This window comes from Massilia sp. NBRC 108631 (assembly GCF_059704565.1).
The window spans coordinates 1-26782 of the sequence record NZ_BAAKJE010000152.1 but is presented as its reverse complement, the minus strand read 5'-3'; the positions used below and the strand labels follow the sequence as shown (position 1 = coordinate 26782).

The 26782-nt window shown below is 65.3% G+C and carries 24 protein-coding genes and 1 pseudogene; 9 read left to right on the top strand and 16 right to left on the bottom strand.

Annotated elements, in window-relative coordinates:
• Nucleotides 1-93 precede the first annotated feature (93 nt).
• From AC6H42_RS16755 to AC6H42_RS16710, 10 genes are all read right to left on the bottom strand, one after another.
• A complete protein-coding gene (locus AC6H42_RS16755; protein WP_497548510.1) occupies nucleotides 94-882 on the bottom strand; it encodes a PoNe immunity protein domain-containing protein in 789 nt (262 codons plus the stop codon).
• A 21-nt stretch (nucleotides 883-903) separates the two neighbouring features.
• On the bottom strand, nucleotides 904-1578 hold the full coding sequence (locus AC6H42_RS16750; protein WP_497548509.1) for a PoNe immunity protein domain-containing protein: 675 nt from the start codon (nucleotides 1576-1578) through the stop codon (nucleotides 904-906).
• Between the two features lie 178 nt (nucleotides 1579-1756).
• Entirely contained in the window at nucleotides 1757-2746 is a 990-nt protein-coding gene (locus AC6H42_RS16745) for a PoNe immunity protein domain-containing protein (RefSeq protein WP_082551453.1), read from the bottom strand.
• Nucleotide 2747: 1 nt separating this feature from the next.
• On the bottom strand, nucleotides 2748-4322 hold the full coding sequence (locus tag AC6H42_RS16740) for a hypothetical protein (protein WP_057152773.1): 1575 nt from the start codon (nucleotides 4320-4322) through the stop codon (nucleotides 2748-2750).
• A complete protein-coding gene (locus AC6H42_RS16735) occupies nucleotides 4319-7507 on the bottom strand; it encodes a type VI secretion system Vgr family protein (protein WP_497548508.1) in 3189 nt (1062 codons plus the stop codon). The genes AC6H42_RS16740 and AC6H42_RS16735 overlap by 4 nt, the downstream gene beginning before the upstream one ends.
• Before the next feature lie 106 nt (nucleotides 7508-7613).
• Nucleotides 7614-7940: a barstar family protein gene (locus tag AC6H42_RS16730; RefSeq protein WP_497548507.1), complete on the bottom strand. Its 327-nt coding sequence runs from the start codon at nucleotides 7938-7940 to the stop codon at nucleotides 7614-7616.
• Between the two features lie 2 nt (nucleotides 7941-7942).
• Nucleotides 7943-8362, bottom strand: coding sequence for an ExbD/TolR family protein (locus tag AC6H42_RS16725; protein ID WP_057152771.1), 420 nt, complete (start codon nucleotides 8360-8362; stop codon nucleotides 7943-7945).
• 9 nt (nucleotides 8363-8371) lie between these two features.
• Complete coding sequence (locus AC6H42_RS16720) at nucleotides 8372-9043, bottom strand: MotA/TolQ/ExbB proton channel family protein (RefSeq protein ID WP_057152770.1); 672 nt, start codon at nucleotides 9041-9043, stop codon at nucleotides 8372-8374.
• Between the two features lie 2 nt (nucleotides 9044-9045).
• Nucleotides 9046-9852: a 4-hydroxy-tetrahydrodipicolinate reductase gene (dapB, locus tag AC6H42_RS16715; RefSeq protein ID WP_057152769.1), complete on the bottom strand. Its 807-nt coding sequence runs from the start codon at nucleotides 9850-9852 to the stop codon at nucleotides 9046-9048.
• Nucleotides 9853-9864: 12 nt separating this feature from the next.
• Nucleotides 9865-10470, bottom strand: coding sequence for an outer membrane protein assembly factor BamE (locus AC6H42_RS16710; RefSeq protein WP_229418010.1), 606 nt, complete (start codon nucleotides 10468-10470; stop codon nucleotides 9865-9867).
• A gap of 121 nt (nucleotides 10471-10591) precedes the next feature.
• On the opposite strand from AC6H42_RS16710, the gene fur reads away from it, so the two are divergent.
• On the top strand, nucleotides 10592-11020 hold the full coding sequence (gene fur / locus AC6H42_RS16705) for a ferric iron uptake transcriptional regulator (RefSeq protein WP_057152767.1): 429 nt from the start codon (nucleotides 10592-10594) through the stop codon (nucleotides 11018-11020).
• Nucleotides 11021-11069: 49 nt separating this feature from the next.
• On the opposite strand, the gene hrcA is transcribed toward fur, so the two are convergent.
• A complete protein-coding gene (hrcA, locus tag AC6H42_RS16700) occupies nucleotides 11070-12086 on the bottom strand; it encodes a heat-inducible transcriptional repressor HrcA (RefSeq protein WP_057152766.1) in 1017 nt (338 codons plus the stop codon).
• Nucleotides 12087-12123: 37 nt separating this feature from the next.
• Complete coding sequence (locus AC6H42_RS16695; protein WP_497548506.1) at nucleotides 12124-12843, bottom strand: HAD family hydrolase; 720 nt, start codon at nucleotides 12841-12843, stop codon at nucleotides 12124-12126.
• 115 nt (nucleotides 12844-12958) lie between these two features.
• Here AC6H42_RS16695 and AC6H42_RS16690 point away from each other — a divergent pair, with 115 nt between their 5' ends.
• From AC6H42_RS16690 to AC6H42_RS16680, 3 genes are all read left to right on the top strand, one after another.
• Nucleotides 12959-14455, top strand: a complete 1497-nt coding sequence (locus AC6H42_RS16690; protein WP_497548505.1) for a metallophosphoesterase family protein — start codon at nucleotides 12959-12961, stop codon at nucleotides 14453-14455.
• Between the two features lie 147 nt (nucleotides 14456-14602).
• Nucleotides 14603-15193, top strand: a complete 591-nt coding sequence (locus AC6H42_RS16685) for a hypothetical protein (RefSeq protein ID WP_057152765.1) — start codon at nucleotides 14603-14605, stop codon at nucleotides 15191-15193.
• Between the two features lie 22 nt (nucleotides 15194-15215).
• Nucleotides 15216-15842: a hypothetical protein gene (locus AC6H42_RS16680; RefSeq protein ID WP_057152764.1), complete on the top strand. Its 627-nt coding sequence runs from the start codon at nucleotides 15216-15218 to the stop codon at nucleotides 15840-15842.
• Between the two features lie 243 nt (nucleotides 15843-16085).
• Here the strand turns inward: AC6H42_RS16680 and rsmA are convergent, their stop codons facing one another.
• Genes rsmA through AC6H42_RS16660 form a run of 4 tightly spaced genes read right to left on the bottom strand, consistent with a single transcriptional unit; the run spans nucleotide 16086 to nucleotide 21689 of the window.
• Nucleotides 16086-16862 carry a 16S rRNA (adenine(1518)-N(6)/adenine(1519)-N(6))-dimethyltransferase RsmA gene (gene rsmA, locus AC6H42_RS16675; RefSeq protein ID WP_057152763.1) on the bottom strand — a complete coding sequence of 259 codons (777 nt, stop codon included), beginning with the start codon at nucleotides 16860-16862 and terminating at the stop codon, nucleotides 16086-16088.
• 10 nt (nucleotides 16863-16872) lie between these two features.
• Nucleotides 16873-17964, bottom strand: a complete 1092-nt coding sequence (gene pdxA, locus AC6H42_RS16670) for a 4-hydroxythreonine-4-phosphate dehydrogenase PdxA (RefSeq protein ID WP_497548504.1) — start codon at nucleotides 17962-17964, stop codon at nucleotides 16873-16875.
• Between the two features lie 23 nt (nucleotides 17965-17987).
• The gene (locus tag AC6H42_RS16665) at nucleotides 17988-19388 is read right to left on the bottom strand and encodes a peptidylprolyl isomerase (RefSeq protein WP_497548503.1); all 1401 of its coding nucleotides are present in this window, start codon (nucleotides 19386-19388) and stop codon (nucleotides 17988-17990) included.
• Between the two features lie 57 nt (nucleotides 19389-19445).
• The gene (locus AC6H42_RS16660) at nucleotides 19446-21689 is read right to left on the bottom strand and encodes an LPS-assembly protein LptD (RefSeq protein ID WP_057152760.1); all 2244 of its coding nucleotides are present in this window, start codon (nucleotides 21687-21689) and stop codon (nucleotides 19446-19448) included.
• Nucleotides 21690-21788: 99 nt separating this feature from the next.
• Here AC6H42_RS16660 and AC6H42_RS16655 point away from each other — a divergent pair, with 99 nt between their 5' ends.
• The 5 genes and pseudogenes from AC6H42_RS16655 to AC6H42_RS16635 all read left to right on the top strand — a co-directional run.
• The gene (locus tag AC6H42_RS16655; RefSeq protein WP_497548502.1) at nucleotides 21789-22874 is read left to right on the top strand and encodes an aminoglycoside phosphotransferase family protein; all 1086 of its coding nucleotides are present in this window, start codon (nucleotides 21789-21791) and stop codon (nucleotides 22872-22874) included.
• 10 nt (nucleotides 22875-22884) lie between these two features.
• A complete protein-coding gene (murU, locus tag AC6H42_RS16650) occupies nucleotides 22885-23610 on the top strand; it encodes an N-acetylmuramate alpha-1-phosphate uridylyltransferase MurU (protein ID WP_057152758.1) in 726 nt (241 codons plus the stop codon).
• On the top strand, nucleotides 23607-24980 hold the full coding sequence (gene pepP / locus AC6H42_RS16645) for a Xaa-Pro aminopeptidase (protein ID WP_497548501.1): 1374 nt from the start codon (nucleotides 23607-23609) through the stop codon (nucleotides 24978-24980). The genes murU and pepP overlap by 4 nt, the downstream gene beginning before the upstream one ends.
• 41 nt (nucleotides 24981-25021) lie before the next feature.
• Complete coding sequence (locus tag AC6H42_RS16640; protein WP_497548511.1) at nucleotides 25022-26167, top strand: FAD-dependent monooxygenase; 1146 nt, start codon at nucleotides 25022-25024, stop codon at nucleotides 26165-26167.
• A gap of 33 nt (nucleotides 26168-26200) precedes the next feature.
• Nucleotides 26201-26782, top strand: a pseudogene (locus tag AC6H42_RS16635) (hypothetical protein); the annotation flags it as partial.

Below are 26782 nucleotides of genomic sequence, written 5' to 3'. Positions count from 1 at the left end.
ATCGATTGCTGGAGCCCATCGGCCACATTCCACCGGCCGAAGCTGAAATGAACTACTATCGTCAACTATCGAGTCAAGCCATCCCGGCATGACTCAAACCGAGGCGCCTCTCAAAATCCCGGTCCGGTTCACCTCGTCGCGATACGCGCTGTCATCGAGGTCGTAGAGATAGGTAAAAGCCGCAGCAGAAAATGCCCAATACCCGACGTACGAAGAATACTCAGGCTTCATCTTCTCGTGCTTGCCCCAAAAATGGGCCAGTCCTTTCATCGACGAATACCACTTCGACACATACTTTTTCATCGCTTTGGTTTTGACTGCAACTGTTTCGCCGACGATGACCTCAACTAGCAGCCCGTAGGGTTTATCCCAGAGCCACTCATCCATTGCGGGACGGTCCGGTAGATAAAAACCCAGCAATTCCTCAATCAAGAAATCCACTTCGTCATATGCGCTTCCGGCCACCAAAGCGTGTATACGCGGGATCAGGTCCTCGCGATGTAGAAGTACGCAGGCACTAATCAATCCGATAAAGTCCACATACTCATCGATAGGATCATCTAGTGCAAAGACAGGAATGTACTCTTCCTCGGGCAACCGGTCTGACGACTCGGCTTCGCGTTCATACGCAACTACGACTTTGGTGAGCAACTCAGCTAGCTCGGGAAGAGGATCACCAGCGGTGTATCGTAGCTGGAATTCGCGCCAGAGGAAGCCCGCCATAAATCCAAGAATCACACTTTGCTCACGCGGCAAATGTGAATTCTCGACTAGATCTTGCTCGCCCTGTTCTGCCTCCCGGCGATAGTGGGCTATCGTATTGAGAAAGGTTTGCTCGTCGATATACGGCTGACGCCGGCGGACCGAGAACGGTGCGCTCACGATACGACCTTAGACGCATGGCTATGCACTTGGGTTCCATTGCCAAATTGTCCGGCCGTATTCGGATGCGTTGAAGGTCGGCATAAGTTCACCATCGTTAAAGTGCCGCGCGCTGTTCTCTTTGGCTGGACGGAACCAGTTTCCCGCGCGTGGACAAGGCTGGCCTCCTGGCACCCTAAGAAATTCAGTACCGTCCTTGAGTCGGACGGGCTGGCGAGGCATACTGCGCGCATAGTCCACCAGATCTTTGGGATACACGACTTCGTCCCGGTAAGCGGTGTCATCGATATCGTACAAATACGTGAACGCGGCGGCACAAAATGCCCAGTATCCGACATATTCCGAGTATTCTGAAGTGACCTTTTCGTGCTTGCCCCAAAAATGCGCCAGCCCCTTCACTGACGAATACCACTTCGTCACGTACTTCTTCATGGCTTTAGCTCTGGCAACTGATGATTCGCTGTCAATCACCTCGACTAACATACCGTACGGCTTATCCCAGAACCATTCATCTACCATGGGACGCTCCGGGAGATAGAAGTTGAATAATTCTTCGATCAGGAGATCTGACCCGTCATAGTCGGTACCTTTCATGAGCGCATGGATACGTGGAATCAAATCCTCGCGGTGCAGTTTGGACGGCGCCTCGCCCGCCGTGTACCGCAACTGAAAATCGCCCCATATAGAAGTGGCCAAGGCCCCTAGAATTACGCTCCTGTCACGCTCTGTATCTCGATATCTTAGTAGTTCCTGTTCCCCAAATTCTGCTTCGCTCCGGTTGTGAGCAAGTGTATTTATAAAACTGATCTCATCGATGTAGGGCTGACGCCGCCGCTCCGAAAACGTAGCATTCACGATGGCCTGTCGCGCGTGCTTAGATACTAGGGCTCCACTGCCAGATTGTCTGGCCGTATTCGGACGCATTGAACGTCGGCATGAGCTCGCCTTCCTTGAAGTGGCGCGCGCTGTCTTCCTTGGCAGGGCTGAACCAATTTCCAGTCTGTGGGCAGGGCTGGCCGCCAGCAACACGCAGGATTTCATTTCCGTCCTTGAGGCGGACAGGTTGGCGCGGCTTACTGCGGGCGTAGTCCACCAAGTCCTTTGGATACACCGTTTCATTCCGGTATCCGCTGTCGTCGATATCATAGAGGTAAGTGAAGGCAGCGGCGCAGAACGCCCAGTAGCCGACATAGTCCGAGTATTCCGGCGTGATTTTCTCGTGCTTGCCCCAGAAATGAGCTTGCCCCTTCATCGAAGAGTACCACTTCGTCACATACTTTTGCATGCCTTTGACTTTGGCCGCTGCAGTCTCGCTGTCAATCACTTCCACCAATATACCGTAGGGCTTGTCCCAGAACCACTGATCGACCATTGGGCGATCAGGCAGATAAAAATTCAACAGTTCTTCAACCAGCAGATCTGCCTCGTCGAAATCCGTCCCTGCAAGGAGGGCGTGAATTCTGGGTATCAGATCCTCTCGATGCAGCAGGACTGCGGCGCTCAGCAAACCGATGTAATCCACGTACTCATCCATCGGGTCATTCAGCGTGAACACTGGCGCGTAATCGTTTTCTGGAACTTGGTCTCCTATCTCTGCTGCCCGCTCGTAACCTTCCACCACGACCGTAAGGAAGACAGCCAAGTCGGCAAGCGCATCGCCCGCTGTGTAGCGCAGCTGGAACTCTCGCCAGAGATTCCCCGCCATGAAGACCAGCGTCCCGCGTTGTCGCTTCGGTGAGCCCTCCTGCCGCAATAGCTTTTCCTCAGCAATCGTCTCATCGCTACGATAATGCGTGATCGTGTTTAAAAAAGTTTGTTTGTCAATATATGGCTGACGGCGCACCAGTTCAAATTCATTGTTCATTTTATTTTTTCGGCCTTGTCTTAGGGGGCTTACCCGATTTTTTGTATGTCTCGTTAGCCTTATCTATATCCACCGCATCAAACTCATTGGCAATACTGTGGTTAGCATGCTCAGATGCGAACTCCTGTGCCTCTCGAGGTTTATTAATCAAATCATTTTCTAATATCTTATTTAATGCAGAAATATGTTCCGCTGCTTCCACAGGAGTAACCAACATAACGTGACGAGTGTAGTTATCATCGACTCTAATAAATATTGATCCAAAATCTCTTCTTAGTCGCGCCTGGACCCACTCTTCACTCATCTGCAGGACTTTGGACTGCACAGGCTTTCGAGCGGGTCGAGGCCTTGCAGCTCCGGTTCTATTCCCTCCACTGCCCGGCCGTTGTCCGCCAGGAGATTGGCCCGGTACTGCTGTACCGTTTGCTTCCCCAAGCAAACTAAGTAATTGAGCCCCCGGGTTCATACTAGCCTTGGCCTCGACTACAGCATATTGACGAGGAACATTACGGTTTGTTATCCAGAGTGAATCTATGCCGCTGGTCAAAACATGAGAGCTTGGCGTGCACAAATACAAAGGAATCTCATTGTCATTAATTTTCTTGTAATCATTTTGCCATCCGCTCTTTTTGCCTCCCCTGCTCGCAGCAATTATGTCGTGCCGATTCCACTGCATTCCCCAGCTCTTCTTTTCGATAACATAATGATCAACAATGTGTTCCCCCAATAGCCCCTTCAATGCATGATTTAGGACAGCATAAGCTTCATAGGCCATTTTTTGGGCCACAGTAAGTGTGCGTCCAGATGCTTTCTTACCTTGAGTGCGAGGAGTTTCCGCCATATCCTTATGCCTCGGCGGACTACGCGCACCGTTTGCACGGCTGGCGGGGGCGCCGCTGCCGCGCACCATCGCAGCATTGCCCGCCACCGACATCGCCACGGCAGCCGCATGCTCACCCAGCAGGCCTTCCAGGAATTTGCGGATCTCGGCGGCGGCTTCGCGGATCGGGGCGGCGAGCTTGCCGCGCATGGAGCGCAGGCTGGGGGCGACGTCGCGCGCCAACTGTTCTATGCGGTCGGGGCACCACCAGTGTTTCTGGCCCAGGTAGTCCAGCATGGCAATGCAGCTTTCCAGCGCCATGTTGGCCTGGATGATGGCCGCTTGCGTGTTGCCGGCCCAGTCCAGCGCGCGCACCCAGCGCACGGCGCCGCCTTTCTTTTTGCCGAGCATGGTTTCTATCATCGCCACGCCGCTGTTGATGACGCCCTTGGCGCGCTTGCGCTGCCGGTACAGCGGCTTGAACACGGTCTTGAAGGCGCTGCCCACTTCGGGGATCACGCCGAAGGCGGCGAAGCCCAGGTCCACTTTCTGGTCCAGCGAAGCCTTGCCGAAGCCGCCGTGCTTGTTGATGCGGTACAGCGTGCCGGAGATGTCGCGCACGTCCATCACCTGGTCCATCACGGGGATCAGCGAGACCAGGCCGCCGATGATTTGCGCGGACACCATTTGCTCATCGTTGAAGTCGCCCATGATGAGGTCTTCCAGGAACTTCACGCAGTCGTCGATGATGCTCAAGCTTGCCCCCTTTCGTACTCGGCGCGCGCCTGCTCAACGGCCAGCCTGCCCTGCTCGCGCACGTCGGCTTTCCTGTGCTCCGGTTCGGGCAGTGGCGGCGCTTCCCAGTCGCGCGGGTCTTCGCCGAACTCCACGGTGTAGTCGCCCGGCGGCACGTTCTTCAGCTGGGCGTGGCCTTTGTCGTCCAGCTTGCCTTTGCGAACGGTGCCGTTGGCGAAGGTGACGAGGAAAGGGGCGCCAGGCACGCCGTCCAGGTCGTCGTACTGGAAGCGCAGTTCGATGTCGTTGCCGATGTTGTCCGGGTGCGGCAGCGCGGGCAGTTCGGGACTGGCGCTGGACGGGCCGGTCAGGTCTTTCATGGCGGCCTTGAAGGACATGGTGCCGGGGCCGTGCACGTCGATGTTGCCGCCTTCAAGGCGAATGTAGGCGCCCTGTGCCGTGAGCAGCACGTGCTGGCGCGCGGCGGCGGTGACGCTGCCGGCCGTGCTGGCCACGGTGATGGTTTTGTCGGCCGTGGCGCGGGTGGGGCCGGACTGGCTTTGGCTGCTGAACTTGCCGCTGGCGGCGTGCAGGCGTATGCCGGTTTCCTGGTTGGGCTTGTCCGCGTTGCCGGCTTTGCCGTAGGTGAACAGGGTGATGCCCGATTTGACCTGGTGCAGCAGGTTGCCTTGCGCGGCCTGGTCGATGTCCTGCCCGGCGGTGATGGCGCTGTGGGCCGCTGCCGTGACGATGGCGGAGGCCGGGGTGAGCGCGGCGATGCCGGCCGGGCTGGACAGCTGCAGCAGCGGCTGGCTGTAGGCGGTGGCGTCGCCCAAGCCGCCTTCGCCACCCTCGCTGCCGCCGCCCATGGCGCTGCCGCCGGCAACGGCGCAGAGCGCTGCGGCGGTCTGCGTGGTCTGCTTGATGGCTGGCAGCTCGGCCGGTGCGGGCTTGGCGCCGTTGGCGTCCGGCAGGCCGGCGTTGTGCTGCTGGGCGGTATCGGCCAGCTGGGTTTGCAGCTGGGCTGCGCTGTCAAGCTGGGTTTGCGCCTCGCGCGCGTCCATGTGGGCGCCGATGCCGCCGGCGCGGGCGTCGGCCGACAGCAGCATGCCGGCGCCGGCGCGCAGCGCCGTGGCGTGCTCGGCTTTGAGTTCGGCGCCGAAGCCGGCCGGGACAAGACGCTGGTTGTCGGTCTGGTGCCGCAGATGGCCGAGGTTGAGTTCGGCCGTGCCGGTGTGCGGGCTGGCATGGTGCTGCAAGGCCACGCGCGGCTGGCCGGGGCTGTCGTCGAACACCAGCTGGCGGTAGCTGCCGTCGCCGCGCTGGCTCGCTTGCAGGGCCTGACTCTTGATGCCGGACAGTACGGCTGGATGCGCATGGCCAGCCGCTTCGCCGGGAAACCAGGCGGCGGCGTTGCCGGTGGCGCTGCCGCCGCCTTGCGCCACCTGGTTGCTTTGGGCGTCGGCGGCGCCTTTGCCGTTGTAGAGCACGCCGATTACGACGGGGCGGTCGATGTCGCCTTCGATGAAGTCCACCAGCACTTCCTGGCCGACGCGCGGCACGGCGTTGCTGCCCCAGTTGGCGCCCGCCACCGGGGCCAGCGGCGTTGCCACGCGCACCCAGGTGCCGGCCTGGTCGTCGGCCGGGGCGCCGGCGTGGCTGGCCGGGTCCGGGTGCGCCAGGCGGCTATGGCTGGCGTCGCCGCGCTGCCAGTGGAACTGGACCTTGATGCGGTGGTCGCGGTCGGTGTACACGGGCGCGCCGGGCGGGCCGACCACCAGCGCGGTCTGCTGGCCGCGCACGGCGGGACGGGGGCGCAGCAGCTGGCCCTGGCCGTCGTCGCGCCGCGAGCGGTAAGGGACGGCGGCGCGGATGGCTTCAATACGGTTGCGGTACAGCGGGCGCTCGGCGATGCTGTCGCCGGCAGCGTGCGCGCTGGCGGTACTGTCGAGCAGGCCTGCAGCGCGGCCGGAGGCCCCGACGGCGGCTCCGGCGCCATTGGCATCGCCTGCGCTGCGGCCGGCAGCAGCGGCGCCGACAGCAGATACGGCGGCGCTGTGCAGCACGGCGCCCAGCTCGCCATCCAGCAGGGCTTGCAGCGGGCTGGCGGGCAGCGCGCGGGCCACGCTGGCGCGCAGGTCGGCGGCCAGGTTGTTGTGCATCAGGTGGACGGCGCGCACCACCAGCATGGTGCGCGCGTCGCCGCCGGCGGCGTCCAAGGTCGCTTCGCCGCTGAGGGTGAAGGTGGTGCCGGGCAGCAGCGTGCGCACGGTGCCGGCGCCCACGTGCACTTCCTGCTGCGCTTCCAGCGCTTCCAGCTGGCGCTGCGCGATGCGCTGGCCGTGCTCTCGGCTCACATAGGCGTACAGGCCGGGCGCGTCGCGGCTGGCCAGCGGGGCGCCGTCGCCGGCCGGGTCGGCGCTGGCGGCACTGACGCTGCGCACGTCCAGCGCGCGGTAGTCCCAGCTGAGCAGCTCGACCGCGTTGGTGCCGAGCCGGAATTCGGTACGCCAGCGGTCCATGCTGTCCTGCTTCATGACGGCGCCCGGCTGCGTAAAGCGCACTTCGCCGCAGGGGTTGGGCTGGAAGCTGCCGTTGTGGTCGGCAACCACCAGCGTGTGCATGCCGAGGCTGGGGCTGGCCGGATCCGCGCTGTGCTCGTAGTAGTAGAACAGGCCCTCTTCGCTCATCAGCCGTTCGGCGAAGGCGAAGTCGCTCTCCTGGTATTGGGTGACCAGGCTGCGGCGCGGATATTGCGCGCGGTCCTGGATGTCGAAGCGCCAGGCCGGGGCCAGCTTGCCCTGCCCGTGCCAGCGCGCAAACACGGCGTCCAGGATGTCGAACACGGTCGCGTCCTGGAACACGCGGCTGTCGCGGCCGTGGGCCAGGAAGGCGGTCCATGGTTCCAGGGTGAGCGCGTAGCGGGCGAAGCCGCCGTCCGCGCCGCCCAGCTCGGCAGCGGTGATGTGGCCGTGGAAGGCGCGCGGCGCGCCGGCCTCTTGCGAGAGCACCTGCAGCACGGCCGGCTGGCCGATCAGTGCGCGCAGGCCCAGGCCGGCGTCGGTGGACAGCGCGTCGATGCGCACCCGGAAGCCTTCGCCCAGCGCCTCTTCCGCCCGCACGCGCTCGGCCAGCAGCACGTCCGCCCCGAGCGGGGTGGCAAGTTGCAACAATCGGCTTGCTTGAGTGAAGTCAGGCGCGGGCATCGGAATGTTAGCGAATTAATATGTACGGCTGAGATTACAACTCAGAAATACACATCACGCAAGAACGATTCGATTGCCGCGCAGCAACCTGCGGGCGGCGCCCGGCTTACTTCAGGGTCAGCTTCAGGGCGGGCTTTTCGCCGTAGTCTTCGTAGCGCTCGTTGATGCCGCCGATGCAGAACGTGATCTCTTCGAGGATGTCCGGCGCCGCCGCTTTCATGGCGGCGGCATCCTTGATGACCACCTCCAGCACCTCGTTCGGCTTCAGGTGGAAGCTGGTCATGCCGTCTTCGTCGCGCACATAGCTCAGGCAGTCGATCCACGCGTCCATGGTGTTGCCGTAGGTGTCGGGGAAGCCGAAGGCGGCCTTGCATTCGGCGTGGAAGCTGTCGAAATCCTTGATCGCTGCGCCGTTCAATTCTGCGGTAGCCATGATTATTTTTCCTTCGGGTCGGTAACGAAACCCATCTTGCTCAGGCCGCGCGTCTGCGCGGCCGCCATCACTTGCGCTACCACTTCGTAGCGGGTGTCCTTGTCGGCCCGCAGTTGCAGCTCTGGCTGTACTTCCATCCTGGCCGCTTCGTCCAGGCGCTGCTCGAGCACGGCCTGCGCGACCGCTTCATTGTTCCAGTAAAGCTTGCCCGCGCCGTCGATGGCCACCGTCACCGTGGCCGGTTGCTGCTGCGACTGCTGCGCCTGGGCCTTGGGCAAGTCCAGCTTGACGGCGCTGGTGAAGGCCGGCGCGCCCAGGATGAAAATCACCAGCAGCACCAGCATCACGTCCACCATGGGCGTGACGTTGATGTCGGACATCGCTTCCTTCTGCCGGTGGTGGTTGAATGCGCCGAAAGCCATGGCGGTTCCTTAGCGGGCTTTGGTCAGGTAGGCGTGCAGGTCGTGCGCAAACGCGTCCAGTTCGGACAGTGTGAGGCGGTTCACGCGGTTGAATCCATTGTAGGCCAGCACCGCGGGGATCGCCACCATGAGGCCGATGCCGGTCATGATCAGCGCCTCGCCCACCGGGCCGGCGATCTTGTCGATCTGCACCGTGCCGTGGCTGGAGACGGCCGACAGCGCATGGTAGATACCCCACACCGTGCCCAGCAGGCCGACAAAGGGCGCGGTGGAGCCGATCGAGGCCAGCAGCGTCAGGCCGCTTTCCAGCTTGATGGTGGAGCGGTGGATGGCGCCGCGCAGCACGCGCGTGACCTGTTCGGCGTGGCCCATGTCGCCGGCCAGTGTGCGCTTGCTGACCACGTCCACCTGCGCTGCGCCTTGCTGGGCCAGCGGCAGGTAGATGCGCTCCGGGTCGGCCGCTTCCAGCGCGGCCACGCCGTCGCCCATGGTGGGTGCGTTCCAGAAGATTTCCACGGCGCCGGCGCTGCGCCGCACCCGCCACGAGGCGAACGCCTTGGACAGGATGAAGTACCAGCTCACCAGCGACATCGCCAGCAGCACATAGGCCACCGCGTGGCTCAGCGCATCGCCCTGCTCCCAGTAGCGGGCCAGGCTGAAGTGGTTCTCCAGGTCGTTCATCGTCAGTTCAGCGACAGCACGTCATTCATGTCGAACAGGCCCACGGACTTGTCGGCCAGGAAGCGCGCGGCGCGCACCGAACCGTTGGCATAGGACACGCGGCTGCTGGACTTGTGGCTGATCTCGATGCGCTCGCCGTCCGCCGCGAACAGCACGGTGTGGTCGCCGATGATGTCGCCGCCGCGGATGGTGGCAAAGCCGATCGAGGACGGATCGCGCGGACCGGTCACGCCTTCGCGCGCGTAGACCGCGCAATCCTTCAGGTCGCGGCCCAGCGCCTCGGCCACCACTTCGCCCATCTTCAGCGCGGTGCCGGACGGCGCGTCCACCTTGTGGCGGTGGTGCGCTTCGATGATTTCGATGTCATAGCCCACGTTCAGGTTCCTGGCCGCCAGTTGCAGCAGCTTGAGCGTAACGTTCACGCCCACGCTCATATTGGGCGCGAACACGATGGCGGTCTTCTTGGCCGCCGCGGCGATGGCCGCCTTGCCGGCCTCGTCGAAACCGGTGGTGCCGATCACCATCTTGATGCCGTGCTCGGCGCAGTAGGCCAGGTGTTCCAGCGTGCCTTCGGGGCGCGTGAAGTCGATCAGCACCTGCGCGCCGGCCAGGCCCTTGGCCAGGTCCGATTCGATGGCCACGCCGGCCGGCTTGCCGGAGAAGGCGGCGGCGTCCTGGCCCAGGCTGGGCGAACCTTCGCGGTCCAGCGCGCCGGACAGGCGCACTTCCGGCGTGCCCTGCACGGCTTCGATCAGCATGCGGCCCATGCGGCCGCTCGCGCCCGCGATTGCAATGTTCAGTTCAGTCATGCTCGGTCCTTCTTACTTCGATTCGATTTTCGGCGTGACCGGCACGGCCGCGCCTGCGCCCGAGTCGGTGCCGGCCGGCAGCGGCGCCGAGGTCGGCGACACGCCCTTGTTCTGCTCTTTCAGCACCTGCTTGGCGTTTTTCGGCGGACCGGCGATCAGCGCGATGTACTCCTGCTCGGTGGGCAGGTTGCCGCCTTCGAAGCGGTCAACCTTGCCTTCCTTGAAGTACACCACCACGGTGCTGTCGATGGTCTCGCCATTGCCGCGCGCCAGGCGGAACGGATAGTCCCAGCGGTCGGCGTGGAAGATGTCCTGCAACAGCGGGGTGCCGAGGATGAAGCGGACCTGGTCGCGCGTCATGCCGGGCTTCAGCTGCTGCAGCATTTCCTGGGAGATGAAGTTGCCCTGCTGGATGTCGGGACGGTAAGGGGAGAAGAACCACATGAATTTCTGCAGCTGCGAAATGCTGCGGACCTGGGCGCCCTTGCCGGCCACCACCGCGTTGTCTTCGACCTTCAGGTCAGCCTTCTTTTCGCCCAGCGTGCTGAGCGAGGCGCAGCCGGAAACGGCCAGCGCAAGGCAAATCGCGCCCGCCGCGAGGGGCGTGCGGCGTTTCATAGTGTGCAACATGGACTGCGGTATAGCCTGGGTGATGCGCATAAATGACCTCAAATCGATTGAGCGGAAGTGCCAAAACACTATATGATAAAGCACATTGTCCCACACACGAGTAAGAAACATGAGCAACAACCCAACCGACCTGAAGGCAAGCGGCCTGAAAGCGACTTTACCGCGCCTGAAGATCCTCGACATTTTCCAGAATAGCCCGGTGCGCCACCTGACTGCGGAGGATGTTTACAAGATCCTGCTGGCGGACAATATGGATGTTGGCCTGGCAACGGTCTACCGTGTGCTGACCCAGTTCGAGCAGGCCGGCCTGCTGAACCGCAACCACTTCGAGACCGGCAAAGCCATCTTCGAGCTGAACGCCGGCTCGCACCATGACCACCTGGTGTGCCTGGACTGCGGCCGGGTGGAAGAATTCTTCGACGAAGAAATCGAGCAGCGCCAGCAAAGCATTGCCGAAGCGCGCGGCTTCAAGATCGCCGAGCACGCGCTGGCCATCTACGGCAACTGCGTCAAGACGGCCTGCCCGCACAAGCCGTAATTTCCTGAGTGGTTGGCGCGTGGTCGCCTAATGGCTGCCTGATGGTAGCCTAGTGGTTGCTGAGCGCGTTTGACAGCAGCTTGGCGGTGATATCGACGATCGGTATCACCCGCTCGTAAGCCATGCGCGTCGGCCCGATCACCCCCAGCGTGCCGACAATCTTGCCGTTCGCCTCGTACGGCGCGGTCACCACGCTCATCTCGTCCATCGGCACCAGGTTCGACTCGCCGCCGATGTAGATCTGCACGCCGGAAGCCTTGCTCGACACGTCCAGCAGCTGCATCAGGCCGGTCTTCTGCTCGAACATGTCGAACATCTGGCGCAGCGACGTCATGTTGGACGACAAGTCGCTCACCGACAGCAGGTTGCGCTCGCCGGAAATGACCATGTCGTCCGCGCTGTCGGCCATCGCTTCGCTGCCGGCCTCCACCGCCTGCTGCATCAGGCGTCCCATGTCGGTCTGCAGCTGGCGCAGCTCGCCCTGCATGCGTCCGCGCACTTCCTCCAGCGCCAGGCCGCTGTAATGCTGGTTGATGTAGTTGGCCGATTGCACCAGCTGGGCCGGCGTGTAGTCGACGTCGGTCAGCAGCATGCGGTTCTGCACGTCGCCGGCCGGGCTGACGATCACCAGCAGGATGCGCTTCTCCGACAGGCGCAGGAATTCAATCTGCTGGAACACCGACTCGTGGCGCGGTGCCATCACCACCCCGGCAAACTGGGACAGCGAGGACAGCATCTGCGCCGCGTTGGCGATCAGCTTTTGCGGCTGCTGGCTGGGCAGGCGCATGCGCGCCTCCACCGAGCTCTCGTCGATATGCTGCACCGTCAGCAGCGTGTCGACGAAGATGCGGTAGCCGCGCGGCGTGGGAATGCGGCCGGCCGAGGTGTGCGGGCTGGATACGTAGCCCAGCTCCTCCAGGTCCGCCATGATGTTGCGGATGGTGGCCGGGGACAGCTCCAGTCCCGAGATTTTCGACAGCGCGCGCGAGCCTACCGGCTGGCCGTCGGCAATGTAGCGCTCCACGAGCGCCTTGAGCAGGGTTTGGGCACGAATATCGAGTTGCATAGGGTTATTATGCACGCAGACGCGCGCTGGCTGTAGATCAATCTGCCAGCTGGGTCTCCAGCCAGTGCAGAAGTTCGTCGAATGTGGCGCAGACGGCGTCCGGCGCGATGCCGTGCGCCTCGGCCTCGGCCAGGGCGGCGGCGCCGCGCCGGTTCATCCACACCGCGCGCAGGCCGGCGCGCTGGGCGCCCTCCACGTCCAGTTTCAAATCGTCGCCGACATATACCGCCGCCGACGGCGGCACGTTCAGCACCCGGCACGCTTCCAGGAAAATGGCCGGGTCCGGCTTGGCGCTGCCGAAGTGGGCGGCCGCCAGCGACACCTTGAAATGGTGGGCCATGCCGACAACTTCAAGATCCGCGTTGCCGTTGGTGATGGTGCCCAGCACCAGGCGCTCCTTCAGCTTGAGCAGGCCGGGCAGCACATCATCGTACAGCTGGACGGCGTTGCGCGCGGCCGAGAAATGGCGCATGGCGCCGTCCAGGTGGCGCTCGTCCTCGCCCAGCTCAGCGAACGCCGCCTGCAGGCCGGCGCGGCGCAGGCTGGCCAGGTCCACGTGCAGCTCGGGGCGCTCGGCCAGCAGCGCCATGCGGCGCGCGCGCAGCTGGTCGATGGAGAACTGCTGCGCCACGCGCGGGGCGTGCTCGGCCAGCCAGGCGTGCAGGGTCACTTCGGCCTGGGCGATCACCGGGGCAATCGGCCACAGCGTGTCGTCCAGGTCGAACAGGATGGCTTTCGGGGGCATGCGGGCAGTCATGGCGGTATTGTCGCACGGCTGCGGCGGCATGGGGAGCACGCGGCGGCGCTGCGGTTGCGGTGCAAGGCAGGGCCAGCGCATGCTAAATTAGCGGATTGTCCACACGGAGTGTCCCTTGCCCCAACTGCCCGCCTTGCGCGCCCCCTCCCCGCTGCCATTGTCGCCGCTATGGCGGGCATGGCGGCCGCTGGCCGCGCTGGCCCAGCTGGCTTTGCTGGCAGCCTGTTCCCTCCAGCCCACGGCAGGGCCGGCACAGCTGTCCGCCCCGGCCGCACCGGACGCGCAGGGCGGCTACGCCGCCTACGTGCTGGTGGGCGAGTCCGGCGCCGTCGCGCGCGTGGTGCTCGACGCGGCAGCCTGCCCCGCCATCATGGTCGATGGCGCCAGCCGCCCGATGGCGCAGCGCGCCGCGCCGGCCACCCTGCCGCTGCGCCCCAACGCCACCAAGGGCGACGCCAAGCCCTCCGCCTTCCCGCTACGCGTGTGCGAAGCGGACCTGCCGCCCGGAGCCGACAGCGCCAGGGTGGAAGGGCCGGGCTTTGCCACCGCCTTGCCGCTGCCGCGCCCCGCGCCGCAGCGCATCGTCGTCATCGGCGACACCGGCTGCCGCCTTAAAAGGAGCGGCAACGAATTCCAGGACTGCAACGACCCGCAAGCCTACCCCTTCGCCACGGTGGCGGCGGCGGCGGCGGCCTGGAAGCCGGACCTGGTGGTGCACGTGGGCGACTACCACTACCGGGAAAGCCCCTGCCCGCCCGGCAAGGCGGGCTGCGCCGGCAGCCCCTACGGCTACGGCTGGGACACCTGGCGCGAAGACTTCTTCCGCCCCGGGGCCGCCCTGCTGGCGGCCGCGCCATGGGTCGTGGCGCGCGGCAACCACGAACACTGCGAGCGCGCCGGGCAGGGCTGGTGGCGCCTGCTCGACCCACGCCCCCTGCAGAGCGGCCGCGACTGCATCGATCCCGCACGCGACGGCGACGCCAACTACAGCGCGCCCTACGCCGTACCGCTGGGCGGCGGCGCCCAGCTGCTGGTGGCCGACACGGCTTCCACCACCTGGAAAGGGCTGAAACCGGGGGACACCGGCCACGAGCAATACCGCGCCACCTACCAGCGGCTGGACGGGCTGGCGCAGCAGGCCGAGTGGAACATCGCCGTGATGCACCACCCCATCCTGGGTGTGGGCGCCGAAGTCCAGCCAAACGGGGCGCTGGCCTGGCACCTGGGCGACCTCGGCCTGCAGCAAAGCTTCGGTTCGCTCAATCCGCAGCTGTTGCCGGCGCGGGTGCAGGCGCTGCTGTCCGGGCATGTGCACCTGTGGCAGCAGCTGAGCTTTTCCAGTGCGCACCCGACCCAGTTCGTGGCAGGCTTCTCCGGCACCGCCGAGGCCATGGCCCCGCTGCCGGCCAGGCTACCGGCCGGCATCACCCCGGCGCCCGGTGCGGTGGTCGATCAGTTCAGCAGCTGGATAGGCGGCTTCGGCTTCATGGCCATGGAGCGCGGCGCGCCGGGCGAGTGGAGTGTGACGGTGCACGACCGCCATGGCGCGATAAAAAACCGCTGCCGTATCAGCGGCCGACGCTCCGTATGCAGCGTGACACAAGTACAATAGCCGGTTTCGCATGTCAAAAGTCACAAGCTGTTACAAGTTGCCGGTTCCGGATGCACTAAAATAGGCGCCGATTGCGCCTCTTGCCTCCGCAGCCGCAAGGCCCGGCCTTCCTTACCTTTGTACCTACATCAGTATCTGGAGAGTTTTATGAAAAGTTTGACCTCGCGTTGCGGCGCCGCCCTGCTGTTGGCCAGCGCGCTGGCCGCTTGCGGCGGCAGCGACAGCGGCAGCCTGCCGGTGAGCGGCAGCATTATCGGCCTGAACCGTGCCGGCCTGATCCTGAGCAACGGCGGCAAGCAGCTGGTGATCGACGGCGCGCCGTCCAGCTTCTCCTTCCCCGACCTGCTGGCGCCGGACACCGCGTTCGAAGTGAAGGTCGACAAGAGCCCGGACGGCCAGACTTGCCTGCCGAGCAACAACAAGAACAAGATCAACTACTACACCTACAGCACCACGGTGATCACCTGCTCCACCGAGCCGTTTGCGCTGGGCGGCACGGTTAGCGGCCTGACCGGCGCCGGCCTGGCATTGGCCAACGGCGACAACACGGTAGCCATCCTGCCTGGCGCCACCACGTTCACCTTCCCGGTCCCGGTGCCGAACGGCGCGCCGTACGGCGTGACCGTGCTCACGCAGCCGGCCGGGCAGAACTGCACCGTCGCCAACGGCACTGCGGCCAAGATGCCGATGGCCGCCGTCAACACCGTCGCCGTGACCTGCGTGAACAAACCTGCGTGATCAAACAAGCCTGGAGCAATACATGAAAGCATTCCCTGTACGCACTACCGCTGCGGCGGCCCTGCTGCTGGCGCTGAGCGCCTGCGGCGGCAAAGCGTCGTTCGACGTGGCCGGCGTGTTCGTCACCAGCCAAGGCGTTTCGCAGCCGATGGCCAATAGCGGCCTGGTGCTGCAAAACGGCAGCGACAACCTGCCGGTGCCGGTGGGCGCCACCACCTTCAAGTTCGGCAACAGCATTTCCTACGGTACCGCCTACGACATCAAGGTGCTGAAGCAGCCGGACCACATGACGTGCAGCGTGGTCAACGGCAGCGGTTCGGCCGGCCACACCGCCTCCATCTCGGCCAGCGTAATCTGCACCCAGAACACCTACACCATAGGCGGCACGGTCACCGGCATCACCGGCGACTACAACGTCAAGCTGACCAACGGCAGCCTGGGCGGCCAGGTCCTGCTGACCAAGGACACGCCGAACTTCACCTTCGGCACCCCGGTCGCGGATGGCCAGGCCTACGGCGTGTCCGTGCTGGAAATCACCTCGGTCACGGTCAGCCCGGTCAAGCTGGGCTGCAGCGTTGCCAATGGCACCGACGTGATGGGCAACGCCCCGCGCGCCAACATCGTGGTGACCTGCGCACCGACGCCGTAAGAAGGAGCGGGGAGATATAAATTAGCAGAATAACTGGTATCGCCAAAATAAATTGGCGATATATTCTGCGGCGCAGCATAATGCACCTGTCTCCTCCATTTCTTCCCAAAGAATTGGATTTAGCCCGCTCCCTGAGCGGGCTTTTTTTTTTGCTTGCTCCAACGCAAAATGGGGTCAGGGTTAATTATCTATGCGTGGATTGCATAGATAATTAACCCTGACCCCATTTTGGGGTTGGGAAAGTTAGACCGGTTTCAGCAAGTTGGCGAGGGCGACGTAGCCTTCCAGTGCGACCGTCTCGGGGCGGGCGGTGGGGTCGATGCCGGCGGCGCGGATCTGCTCTTCGGTGAACATGCCGGACAGGCAGTTGCGGATCACCTTGCGGCGCTGGGAGAACGCCTTCTGCACCACCGCTTCCAGGGTCTCGCGGTCGCACGGCAGCGGCTTGGCCACCGGGATCATGCGCACGATGGCCGAATCGACCTTTGGCGGCGGGTCGAACGCTTCCGGCGGCACCACGAACAGCAGGTCCATGTGGTAGCGCCATTGCAGCATCACCGACAGCCGGCCATATACCTTGCTGCCCGGCTCGGCCACCATGCGCTCGACCACTTCTTTTTGCAGCATGAAGTGCTGGTCCTGCACCTGCGGCGCGAAGTCGGCCAGGTGGAACAGCAGCGGGCTGGAGATGTTGTACGGCAGGTTGCCGACCACCCGCAGCTTTTGCCCTGCCGGCACCGGGATGCTGCCGAAGTCGAACTTGAGCGCGTCGCCGGAGTGGATGGTCAGCTTGTCGCGCGGGTATTTCTTTTCCAGCCGCGCCACCAGGTCGCGGTCCAGCTCGACCACGTGCATGTGGGGCAACGAACGCAGCAGCTGGTCGGTCATCGCGGCCAGCCCAGGGCCGATTTCCACCATGGCGTCGCCGGGGCGCGGGTTGATGGATTCGGTGATGCTGGACAGGACGTTGTCGTCGTGCAGGAAGTTCTGGCCGAAGCGTTTGCGTGCGATGTGTTTCATGGTTGTTCTTTTAAATGTGGTGAGCGGCGCCGGCCATGGCGGCGGCCGCGGCGATGGCCGCTTCCATGCTGCCGCATTCGGCGCGGCCCAGGCCTTGCGCGGCCAGGTCGAGCGCGGTGCCGTGGTCGACCGAGGTGCGGATCAGCGGCAGGCCGAGCGTGATGTTGATGCCGCGCCCGAAGGTGGCGTATTTGAGCACCGGCAGGCCCTGGTCGTGGTACATGGCCAGCACGCAGTCGGCGTCGCACAGGTATTTGGGCTGGAACAGGGTGTCGGCCGGATAGGGGCCGCTGGCGGCGATGCCGCGCCCCTGCGCCGCCGCGATGGCCGGGGCCACCACGTCGAGGTCTTCGCGCCCCAGGTAACCGTTTTCGCCCGCGTGCGGGTTCAGGCCGGCCACCAGGATGCGCGGCGCGGCGATGCCGAATTTAGTCTTCAGGTCGTGCGCGATGATGTCCAGCGTGGTGCCCAGGCTGTCCACCGTCAGCGCGCCGGCGACATCCTTGAGCGGCAAATGGGTGGTGGCCAGGGCCACCCGCAGCGGCGGCTGCGGCGCCTCGCCGGCCGGCGGCAGCGGTTGCCCGGCCAGCATCATCACCACTTGCGCGGTGCCGGTTTTTTCGGCGAAGTATTCGGTGTGGCCGGAGAACGGCACGCCGGCGTCGTTGATGGTGCTCTTTTGCAGCGGCGCCGTGGCCACCGCGTCGAACCAGCCGGCGCCGATGCCTTCGATGGCCGCGTCCAGCGTGGCCAGCACGGCGCGGCCGTTTTCCTTGTCCAGCGTGCCGGGCACCACGTGCGCGGCCAGCGGCACGTCGATCACGCTGACGGTGCCGGGGCCGAAGTGCGGCAGGCCGCCGTTGCGCACCGCCTGCAGCGACAGCGCGGACAGCCGGATCTCGGGGTCGATATAGCTGGCCGTCATGGCCAGGAAGGCGGCGTCGCCCAGCAGCACGCAATTGACTTCCTTGCGCATGGCCCAGGCGGCGCGGATGGAAATTTCCGGACCGATGCCGGCCGGTTCGCCCACCGTGACCGCAATGGCCGGGCGGGCGCCGGGGGGGCGCACTCTGGGGCGCCCGGATTGCAGAGTGGCGCTCATCGAGGCTCCCCTTCCCTGGTGGATTATTTCAGGTCGTCGCCGCGGTACTCGACGTAGGCGCGGTCGCGTACCTGGCGCTGCCAGTCTTCGGCCGCTTCCTCGGTCTTGCGTTCGCGGATGGCGTTGCGGGCGGCGGTGCGCTGCTTCTCTTTCGACAGGTCGTCGGTCTTGCGCTCGAGCACTTCGATCAGGTGGTAGCCGAAACTGGTTTCCACCGGGGCGCTCACTTCGCCGATCTTCAGGCCGTTCATGGCCGCCTCGAACTCCGGCAGCGTGTCGCCCGGCATCAGCCAGCCCAGGTCGCCGCCCTTGGAAGCCGAGGTGTCGTTCGACTGCAGGCGCGCCAGGTCTTCGAACTTGGCGGCCTTGTTGTCCAGGCGCTCCTTCAGGTCTTCCAGCTTGCGCTTGGCGTCGGCCGCGCTGGTGCTGGGGGTGACCTTGATCAGGATGTGGCGCGCGCGGGTCTGCGTCACGGCCGCCGCCGCCTGGGCTTCGGCCATGCTGCGCTTTTCGCTCAGCTTCAGGATGTGGAAGGCGCCCACGCTTTTCATCACCGGCGTGACCTGGCCCGGCTTGAGTTTTTCCAGCGCTTCGGCGAACAGCGGCGGCAGGCGGTCGGCGCTGCGCCAGCCCACTTCGCCGCCCTTGAGCGCGTCGCCGGCGTCGGAGTAGGTGGCGGCCATCTTGGCAAAGTCGGCGCCGGTGCGCAGCTGGCGCATCACTTCGTCGGCGCGCGCTTTCTTCTGCGCGATCACTTCCGGCGAGGCGTTCTCCGGAATCCGGATCATGATCTGCGAGATGTTCATTTCAAACTGCTCGGCGGCCATGGCCGCTTCGGCGGCCAGGTGGGCGTCCACTTCGGCGTCCGAAATCTGCACCTTGGAGTCGACCTCGTGCTCGCGCAGGCGCTGCATGATGATCTCTTCGCGGATCTCTTCGCGGAAGGCGGCGAAGGTGATGCCTTCCTTCTCCATCTGGTTGCGCATGTCCTGCACGGTGAGCTTCTGCTGCTCGGCGATACGGGCGATGGCGCGGTCGAGCTGATTGTCGTCCACGCGCACGCCCATTTCCTTGGCCAGCTGCAGCTGGGCGCGTTCGACGATCATGCGCTCCAGGATCTGGCGCTGCAGGTCGGCGTCGCCGGGCAGCTGCACGTTTTGCGCCTTCATGCGCTGCACCACGGTCTTGACGCGCTCGGTCAGCTCGCGGCGGGTGATGACGTCTTCATTGACGACCACGGCGATCGAGTCGATCGGCGTGTTATTGGTCTGGCCGACCGGGACCGGCGGCGTGAAGCCCTTGCCGGCGGCAGGGGCGGCTGCGGGGGCGGCGGGTGCGGCGGCTGGCTTGGCGTCCTGCGCCAGGGCATGGCCGCCGGCGGTGATGGCGCACAGCAGCAGGGCTGCGATCTTGAGTTGGTGCATACGGGCATTACGCATAGATGTGACGCTCATGAGTCAGTGGTGAAGGATAAAACCGGGTTAGCGGCGGGTGCTCTCGTTCAGGCGCTGGTAGCCTGGAATGCTGTTGCGCAGCACCTCCAGCGGATTGCCGACGCCGAACTTGGACAGGCCGTTCAGTTCCAGCTGGAAGAAGATCGGCGTGGACGCTTCCTCGGCGGTGGTCACGAAGCGCTGCGCGCCCATGCGGAACACCCAGCAATCGTGCGCGTATTCCAGGCCCAGCAAGCCTTCCAGGATCTTCTTGCCCTGCAAAGAATAGCTGATGCGGCCCACGCCGTACCAGCGCGCCGTCAGCGGCCATTGGCTGGACAGGTCCACGTTCTTGAACACGTCCTTGTTGCTGACCGAGTCGCGCAGGTAGCGGTAGCCCAGGTTCAGCACTTTCTTCGGGCCGGGGCTCCAGCGCACCGCGTGGTTCGAGCTGACCACCCGGCTGTCCGAGGGATTGTACTGCACCGCGCTGTCGAGCACCCAGCTGTCGGAGATGACGCCGGTGGCCGCCAGCAGGATGTCCGACTTGGCGTCGCGCGTGGGGGTGCTGGCGTCGAGCTGCACGCGCTGGTCGCTGAAGTAGAAACGCTGGCCAAAGGCCAGGCGCAGGCGCTCGGCGCCGCTCGCTTCCAGGAAGCGCGACACCACCGCCGCCGTGACGTGGTTGGCGTCGCCCACCCGGTCCGAGCCGACGAAGCGGTTTTCGTTGAAGATCTGCGAGAAGTTGAAGGTGGCCGCCGCCGTGTCGAAGTTCGGGAACTCCTTCTGGTCACGGTACGGCGTCTTCACGTAGAACAGGCGCGGCTCCAGCGTCTGCGTGGCGTTGCGGCCGAACAGCTTGGTGTCGCGCTCGAACACCAGACCCGAATCGAGCGACATGGTGGGCACGGCGCGCGTGAGCGACTTGCCGTCCGCGCCGTCGTGCGGGTCGAGCTGGTAGGCCGCTGCGTTGAGCATCAGCTTGGGCGTGATGAAGTAGCTGGGGCCGATGATGGGGTAGCTCACCTGCGGCACCGCCACCAGGCGGTTGCCGCGCGTCAGGGTCGGGTGCCAGAAGCTGGTCAGTTCACTGCTGACCTGCCAGTCGAAGCCGGCCACGTCGTAGCGGGCGGCGTGGAAATTGATGGCCGGCAGGCGGTCGTACGGGCGCGGCACGAACAGCGGCGAGCCGGCGACGGCCGCCGGGTCTTGCAGCACCTGGTACTTCTGCACCCGCGCCGACAGGCTCCAGTATTCGCCGCGATAGTCGGTGCGCAGCTCGCGCAGCAGCTGGCGCTCGGCCGAGCCGGACACGGTCTTGGAAAAGTCGTTCGGGTAGTTGTTGTCCGATGCGGCGCGCACGTTCCAGCCGTAGGACCAGTCCTTGGCGATGGCCTGCGTGTGGTTGGACGTGATCATCCAGCGGTCGGCGTCGGCCAGCTTGTCGTTCGGCAGGTACTCGACGAAGGTGTCGCCGGCGTAGCTGCCGGCGTCGGTTTCGCCGATATAGCGCGCATGCGCCCCGATCTGGATGCCGCGCCGCGCGATCAGGCGCGGGAACAGCGTCAGGTCGCGGTTGGGCGCGATGTTGAAGTAGTACGGCACCGTCAGCTCGGCGCGGCCCTTGGAGCCGAAGCCCGGGATCGGCGGCAGCCAGCCGGAGCGGCGCGCGCCCGACAGCGAGAACGACATGGCCGGGGTGCCGATGATGGGCACGTCCTTGAAGTAGACGACGGTCTTGCCGGCCACGCCCACGTCGCGCCCGGAATCCAGGTTCAGCGTGCTCGATTTCAGGTACCAGTCCGGATTCGGACCCTGGCAGGTGCTGTAGGTGCCGTCGATGACCAGCGCCTCGTCCTCGTTGAGGAAGTTGATGCGCTGCGCCTTGCCCTGGGCCGCGTTCAGCTCCAGCTTGTAGGTCGGGTTGAGCATATAGCCCTTGCCCGACTCCATGTTCAACTTGAGCTCGTCGCCGGTGTAGTAGTCGCCGTAGCGCCAGATCTTGACGCCGCCGCGCGCCTCCACCTCGTCCTCGACCTGGCGGAAGCAGGCCGTGTCGGCGGTGACGCGGGTCTTGTCGCGCACGATTTCCACATCGCGCGTCAGATTCAGCTCGCGGTCCGGCCGGCCGTCGAATTCTTCGGCGCGGATGACGGTGGGCGCTTCCGGGTCCGCCACGTGGCTGCGTTTGGGGGCGGTCTGGGCATAGCCGGGCACCGCGGCGGCGGTGACGAGGGCCGTGAGCGCGAACGCCCAGCTGTGGGGGCTAGGAGGGACTGAGAACCGGCTCATGAAATGAAGGGACGAAACACCATTGACAGGCGATTTTTTAAGTTGAATCCCTTATTATATGGGAATTGTTCACACCAACCGGATTCCACAGGCTGTTTCATGTCTTTATTGTCTAACTTATCACCTAACGGCGCATCCAACGCCGCCCACGACGGCGCCCAGGCGACCGACGCACGCCTGATCCTGTTGAAAGATTGGCTCGTTTCCCTCAACCTGGTCGATCCCGCGTCGGCCCGCCCTGCCTCGGCAGACGCCAGCTTCCGCCGCTATTTCCGCGTCGACGTGCTGCCCGCGCACCAGCCGGCCCACGGCGCCACCCTGATCGTGATGGACGCGCCGCCCGAACGCGAGAACGTGCCGGCCTTCGTCAAGGTTGACGCGCTGTTCGCCGCCGCCGGCGTATCGGTGCCTGCCATCGTGGCGCAGGACGTCGAGCGCGGCTTGCTGCTGCTGCAGGACCTGGGCGTGAGCACCTATCTGCAAGTGCTGGACCACGACAATGCCTCCACCATGTATGCCGAGGCGCTGGAAGCGCTGGTGAACATCCAGAAGGCCAGCCAGCCCGGCGTGCTGCCCGAATTCGACCGCGCCTTCATGCTGCGCGAGCTGAACCTGTTCCCGGAATGGTACATCGCCAAGCACCTGGGCGCGGTGCTGACCGAAGCCCAGGCGGCCGAGCTGCAGAAGGTGTTCGACGCCATCATCGCCAACTGCCTGGCGCAGCAGCAGGTCTACATGCACCGCGATTTCCACTCGCGCAACCTGATGTGGATGGACGAGAAGAATCCCGGCATCCTCGATTTCCAAGACGCCGTGTACGGCCCCATCACCTACGACGTGGCCTCGCTGCTGCGCGACGCCTACATTTCGTGGGACGAGGAACTGGTGCTGGACTGGGCCATCCGCTACTGGCAGCACGCCAAGGCCGAGGGCCTGCCGGTAAACAAGGACATCGATTCCTTCTACAAGGACTTCGAGTACATGGCGCTGCAGCGCCACTTGAAAATCCTCGGCATCTTCTGCCGCCTGAACTACCGCGACGGCAAGCCGCTGTACCTGGGCGACTTGCCGACGGTGCTGGAGTACGTGCGCAAGACGGCCGGCCGCTACAAGGACTTGAAGCCGCTGCTGCGCCTGCTGGACGCGCTGGAAAACAAGCAGCCCCAAGTCGGCTACACCTTCTGAGGACGGCGCCATGAAAGCCATGATACTGGCCGCCGGACGCGGCGAGCGCATGCGTCCGCTGACCGACGACTGCCCGAAACCGCTGCTGAAGGTGCGCGGCCGGCCGCTGATCGTCTGGCACATCCTGAACCTGGTGCGCGCCGGGATCACGGACATCGTCATCAACCATTCCCACCTCGGCCACATGATCGAGGACGCGCTGGGCGACGGCAGCCAGTTCGGCGCACAGATCCGCTATTCGCCGGAGCCGGTGCCGCTGGAAACGGCGGGCGGCATCGCGCAGGCGCGCCACCTGCTGGGCGAAGAGCCCTTCCTGGCCATCTCGGGCGACATCTACTGTCCCTACTTCGACTTCGAACAGGTCAAGGACGTGCTGCACGATAAGGACATGTGGGGCAACCCTTACCCGAAGGACAAGCGCGACGCGGCCTGGATCTGGCTGACCAAGAACCCCTGGCACAACCCGAAGGGCGACTTCGCGCTGAACATGTACACCGTCGCCAATGAAGGCGAGACGCTGTGGAACTTCGGTAACATCGGCGTGTACCGCGCCGAAATGTTCGACGGCATCGCGCCGGGCCAGCGCGCCGGCCTGGGCAAGCTGCTGCGCCAGTATGCGGACCTGGGCCAGGTGGGCGGCGAGCTGTACGAGGGCGACTGGGTCAACGTCGGCACGGTGGACCAGCTCAATGAGCTGAACGGCGTGAAGGCCGCCGCCGGAAGCTCCGCGCCATGAACGCCTACGCCCTGCGCCGCAAGCGCCTGCTGGCGCTGATGGAGCCGGGCAGCGTGGCCGTGCTGGCCACCGCGCCCGAAGTGCCGCGCAACAGCGACAGCGACTATCCCTACCGCCACGACAGCCACTTCTACTACCTGACCGGCTTCACCGAGCCCGAAGCGGTGCTGGTGCTGGCGGCGCCGCATCACGACACGCCGGCCCAGGCCATCCTGTTCTGCCGCGAGAAAAACGCCGAGCGCGAAATCTGGGAGGGCTACCGGCACGGCCCCGAAGCGGCGCGCGCAGCCTTCGGCGTCGACGCCGCCTTCCCCATCGCCGCGCTCGATACCGAGATGGCGCGCCTGCTGGCCAACGTCGCCACGCTGTACGCGCCGCAAGGCCGCGCGGCGCAGCACACACTGCTGGAGCCGCAAATCAAGCGCTGGATAGACGCGGTGCGCGGCCAGTCCCGCAGCGGCGTGACGGCGCCGGAAACGCAGCACAACCTGCTGCCGCTGATCGATGAGATGCGCCTGGTCAAGGACGAGGACGAGCAGGCCACCATGCTGCGCGCCGCCACCATTTCCGGCCTGGCCCACGCGCGCGCCATGCGTGCCTCGCGGCCCGGCATGCACGAGTACGAGATCGAGGCGGAGCTGCTGTACGAGTTCCGCCGCCATGGCGCGCAGGCGCCGGCCTACAACTCCATCGTCGCCAGTGGCGCCAATGCCTGCGTGCTGCACTACAACGCCAACAATGCGCAAACCAAAGACGGCGACCTGGTGCTGATCGACGCCGGCTGCGAGCTCGATGGCTACGCTTCCGACATTACGCGCACCTATCCGGTCAACGGCCGCTTCAGCGCGCCGCAGCGCACGCTGTACGAACTGGTGCTGACGGCGCAGGCCGCCGCGCTGCAGGCGATCCACCCCGGCCAGCCCTACCAGGCGGTGCACGACGCCGCCGTGCGGGTGCTGGCGCAGGGCATGCTGGACCTGGGCCTGCTGGACAAGAGCAAGTACGCCAGCGTGGATGAAGCCATCGCCGCCAAGGCCTACACGCGCTTTTATATGCACGGCACCGGCCACTGGCTGGGCATGGACGTGCACGATGTGGGCCTGTACCGCGATGTACACACCGCCGGCACCCCGTCGCGCCTGCTGCACGCGGGCATGGTGCTGACGGTGGAACCGGGCATTTACGTGCGCCCGGGCGAGGACGTGCCCGAGCAGTACTGGCACATCGGCATCCGTATCGAGGACGACGTGCTGGTGACGAACGAGGGCTATACCATCCTGAGCGCCGCCGCGCCGAAGACGGTGGAAGAGATCGAGACGCTGATGCAGCACGCCGTGCAGCAAGCGGCGCAGCCGGCCGCGCAGCCATGAGCGGCCCGCGCACCTATACCGGCGCAGCGCCGGTGCAGCAGATGCAGCCGCTGCCGCCGGACTATGCCATCGCCATCTGCGGCGCCGGCCCGGCCGGCATGGCGCTGGCGGCGCTGCTGGTCAAGCGCGGCGTGGCGCCCCAGCGCATCGCGCTGATCGACGCACGCACCCTGCAGCAGGCCAGCAACGATCCGCGCTCGCTGGCCCTGTCCTACGGCAGCCGCCAGATCCTGGAAGACATCGGCAGCTGGCCGGTGCCCGCCACCGCCATCCACCAGATCCACGTGTCGCGCCGTGGCCAGTTCGGCCGCAGCGTGATAGACCGCGAGGAGCACAAGCTCGACGCACTGGGCTACGTGAGCCGATACGGCGCGCTCGTGACGGAGCTGGGCGCGGCCTGCGGGCGCGCCGGCATCGCCGCGCTGCGGCCCGCGCTGGTGACCGGCCTGGACGAGCAGCCCGGCCAGGTCGCCATCGCCGTCGAGGAGGACGGCAAGCGGCGCACGCTCACGGCCTCCATCGTGGTGCAGGCCGAGGGCGGCCTGTTCGGCGAGCAGCAGGCCAAGTCCATGCAGCGCGACTATGGCCAGACCGCCATCATCGCGCAGGTGCGCAGCAGCGCGCCGGTGCCGCACCGCGCCTACGAGCGCTTCACCGCGCAAGGCCCGCTGGCGCTGCTGCCGCAGGACGATGAATACTCGCTGGTGTGGTGCGTGCGGCCGGAGACGGCGCACAGCCTGCTCGGCCTGGACGACGCGGCCTTCCTGCAGCAGCTGGGCGAGGCCTTCGGCACGCGGCTGGGCAGCTTCACCGGCGTCTCGCGCCGGCTGGCCTTCCCGCTCGGATTGAACGCCGGCGTACAGGGATCGGCGCGCATGGCCGCCATCGGCAACGCCGCGCAGACCCTGCACCCGGTGGCGGGCCAGGGCCTGAACCTGGGCCTGCGCGACGCCGCCGTGCTGGCGCGCCTGCTGGCGCAAGGCGCCACGCCGTCCATGCTGGCGCAATATGAAAGCCTGCGCCGCGGCGACCGCAGCCTGACCGTGCACCTGACCGACACCATGGCGCGCGTGTTCGCCAACGACTCGCCCGCGCAGGTCCTGCTGGGCGCCTCGCTTGCCGCCATCGACTTGTTCGGCCCCGCGCGCAGCGTGCTGGCCGAACTGATGATGTACGGCCGCCGCTAGACGCCCAGCCAGCCACCAGCCAGCCGACGCGCCATGCCCGCCTCCGCCCCCCAAGCCAGCGCCTCCCTTCCGCTGCACCGGCGCGCGTTGAGCGTGGCGCTGGCCGTGGCGGCGTTGCTGTCCGCCTGCCGCGCCGCGCAAGCCGGCGACGTGATGACCTGGGTGATGCCCGACTTCGCCCCCGCTTCCATCCCTGTGAACGGCAAGCCGGGCCAGGGCGTGGCCGACCAGGCGGTCAATTTCATCCTGGCCAGATGGCCGCACACCGAACACCGCTTCATCTACGCCAACGCGCGCCGTACCTGGGAGATGCTGGGGCGCGGCGAGCAGGTCTGCTTCGCTGCGGCGCTGCGCACGCCGGACCGCGAACGGATCGCCTACTTCAGCGACGCCAACCGCCTGCCGCCGCCCAGCCTCGTGGTGCGCAGCGACACCCTGCCGGCCATACCGCTCAACAGTGCCGGCGAAGCCAACCTCACCGCCCTGCTGGCGCAGGGCGCGCTGCGCGGCCTGGTGGTGGACAAGCGCAGCTATGGCGAGTTCGCCGACCAGGCCATCGCGCAGCGGCCCGCGCCATCCGGGCTGCACACCACGGCGGCCGGCAACTACGGCAAG

Coding starts and splice junctions, on each gene's coding strand:
- AC6H42_RS16745 (WP_082551453.1), bottom strand. CDS start 2,746: ATGAACAATGAATTTGAACTGGTGCGCCGTCAGCCATATATTGACAAA.
- AC6H42_RS16735 (WP_497548508.1), bottom strand. CDS start 7,507: ATGCCCGCGCCTGACTTCACTCAAGCAAGCCGATTGTTGCAACTTGCC.
- AC6H42_RS16730 (WP_497548507.1), bottom strand. CDS start 7,940: ATGGCTACCGCAGAATTGAACGGCGCAGCGATCAAGGATTTCGACAGC.
- AC6H42_RS16725 (WP_057152771.1), bottom strand. CDS start 8,362: ATGGCTTTCGGCGCATTCAACCACCACCGGCAGAAGGAAGCGATGTCC.
- AC6H42_RS16720 (WP_057152770.1), bottom strand. CDS start 9,043: ATGAACGACCTGGAGAACCACTTCAGCCTGGCCCGCTACTGGGAGCAG.
- dapB (WP_057152769.1), bottom strand. CDS start 9,852: ATGACTGAACTGAACATTGCAATCGCGGGCGCGAGCGGCCGCATGGGC.
- AC6H42_RS16710 (WP_229418010.1), bottom strand. CDS start 10,470: ATGAAACGCCGCACGCCCCTCGCGGCGGGCGCGATTTGCCTTGCGCTG.
- fur (WP_057152767.1), top strand. CDS start 10,592: ATGAGCAACAACCCAACCGACCTGAAGGCAAGCGGCCTGAAAGCGACT.
- hrcA (WP_057152766.1), bottom strand. CDS start 12,086: ATGCAACTCGATATTCGTGCCCAAACCCTGCTCAAGGCGCTCGTGGAG.
- AC6H42_RS16695 (WP_497548506.1), bottom strand. CDS start 12,843: ATGACTGCCCGCATGCCCCCGAAAGCCATCCTGTTCGACCTGGACGAC.
- AC6H42_RS16685 (WP_057152765.1), top strand. CDS start 14,603: ATGAAAAGTTTGACCTCGCGTTGCGGCGCCGCCCTGCTGTTGGCCAGC.
- AC6H42_RS16680 (WP_057152764.1), top strand. CDS start 15,216: ATGAAAGCATTCCCTGTACGCACTACCGCTGCGGCGGCCCTGCTGCTG.
- rsmA (WP_057152763.1), bottom strand. CDS start 16,862: ATGAAACACATCGCACGCAAACGCTTCGGCCAGAACTTCCTGCACGAC.
- pdxA (WP_497548504.1), bottom strand. CDS start 17,964: ATGAGCGCCACTCTGCAATCCGGGCGCCCCAGAGTGCGCCCCCCCGGC.
- AC6H42_RS16665 (WP_497548503.1), bottom strand. CDS start 19,388: ATGCACCAACTCAAGATCGCAGCCCTGCTGCTGTGCGCCATCACCGCC.
- AC6H42_RS16660 (WP_057152760.1), bottom strand. CDS start 21,689: ATGAGCCGGTTCTCAGTCCCTCCTAGCCCCCACAGCTGGGCGTTCGCG.
- AC6H42_RS16655 (WP_497548502.1), top strand. CDS start 21,789: ATGTCTTTATTGTCTAACTTATCACCTAACGGCGCATCCAACGCCGCC.
- murU (WP_057152758.1), top strand. CDS start 22,885: ATGAAAGCCATGATACTGGCCGCCGGACGCGGCGAGCGCATGCGTCCG.
- pepP (WP_497548501.1), top strand. CDS start 23,607: ATGAACGCCTACGCCCTGCGCCGCAAGCGCCTGCTGGCGCTGATGGAG.
- AC6H42_RS16640 (WP_497548511.1), top strand. CDS start 25,022: ATGCAGCCGCTGCCGCCGGACTATGCCATCGCCATCTGCGGCGCCGGC.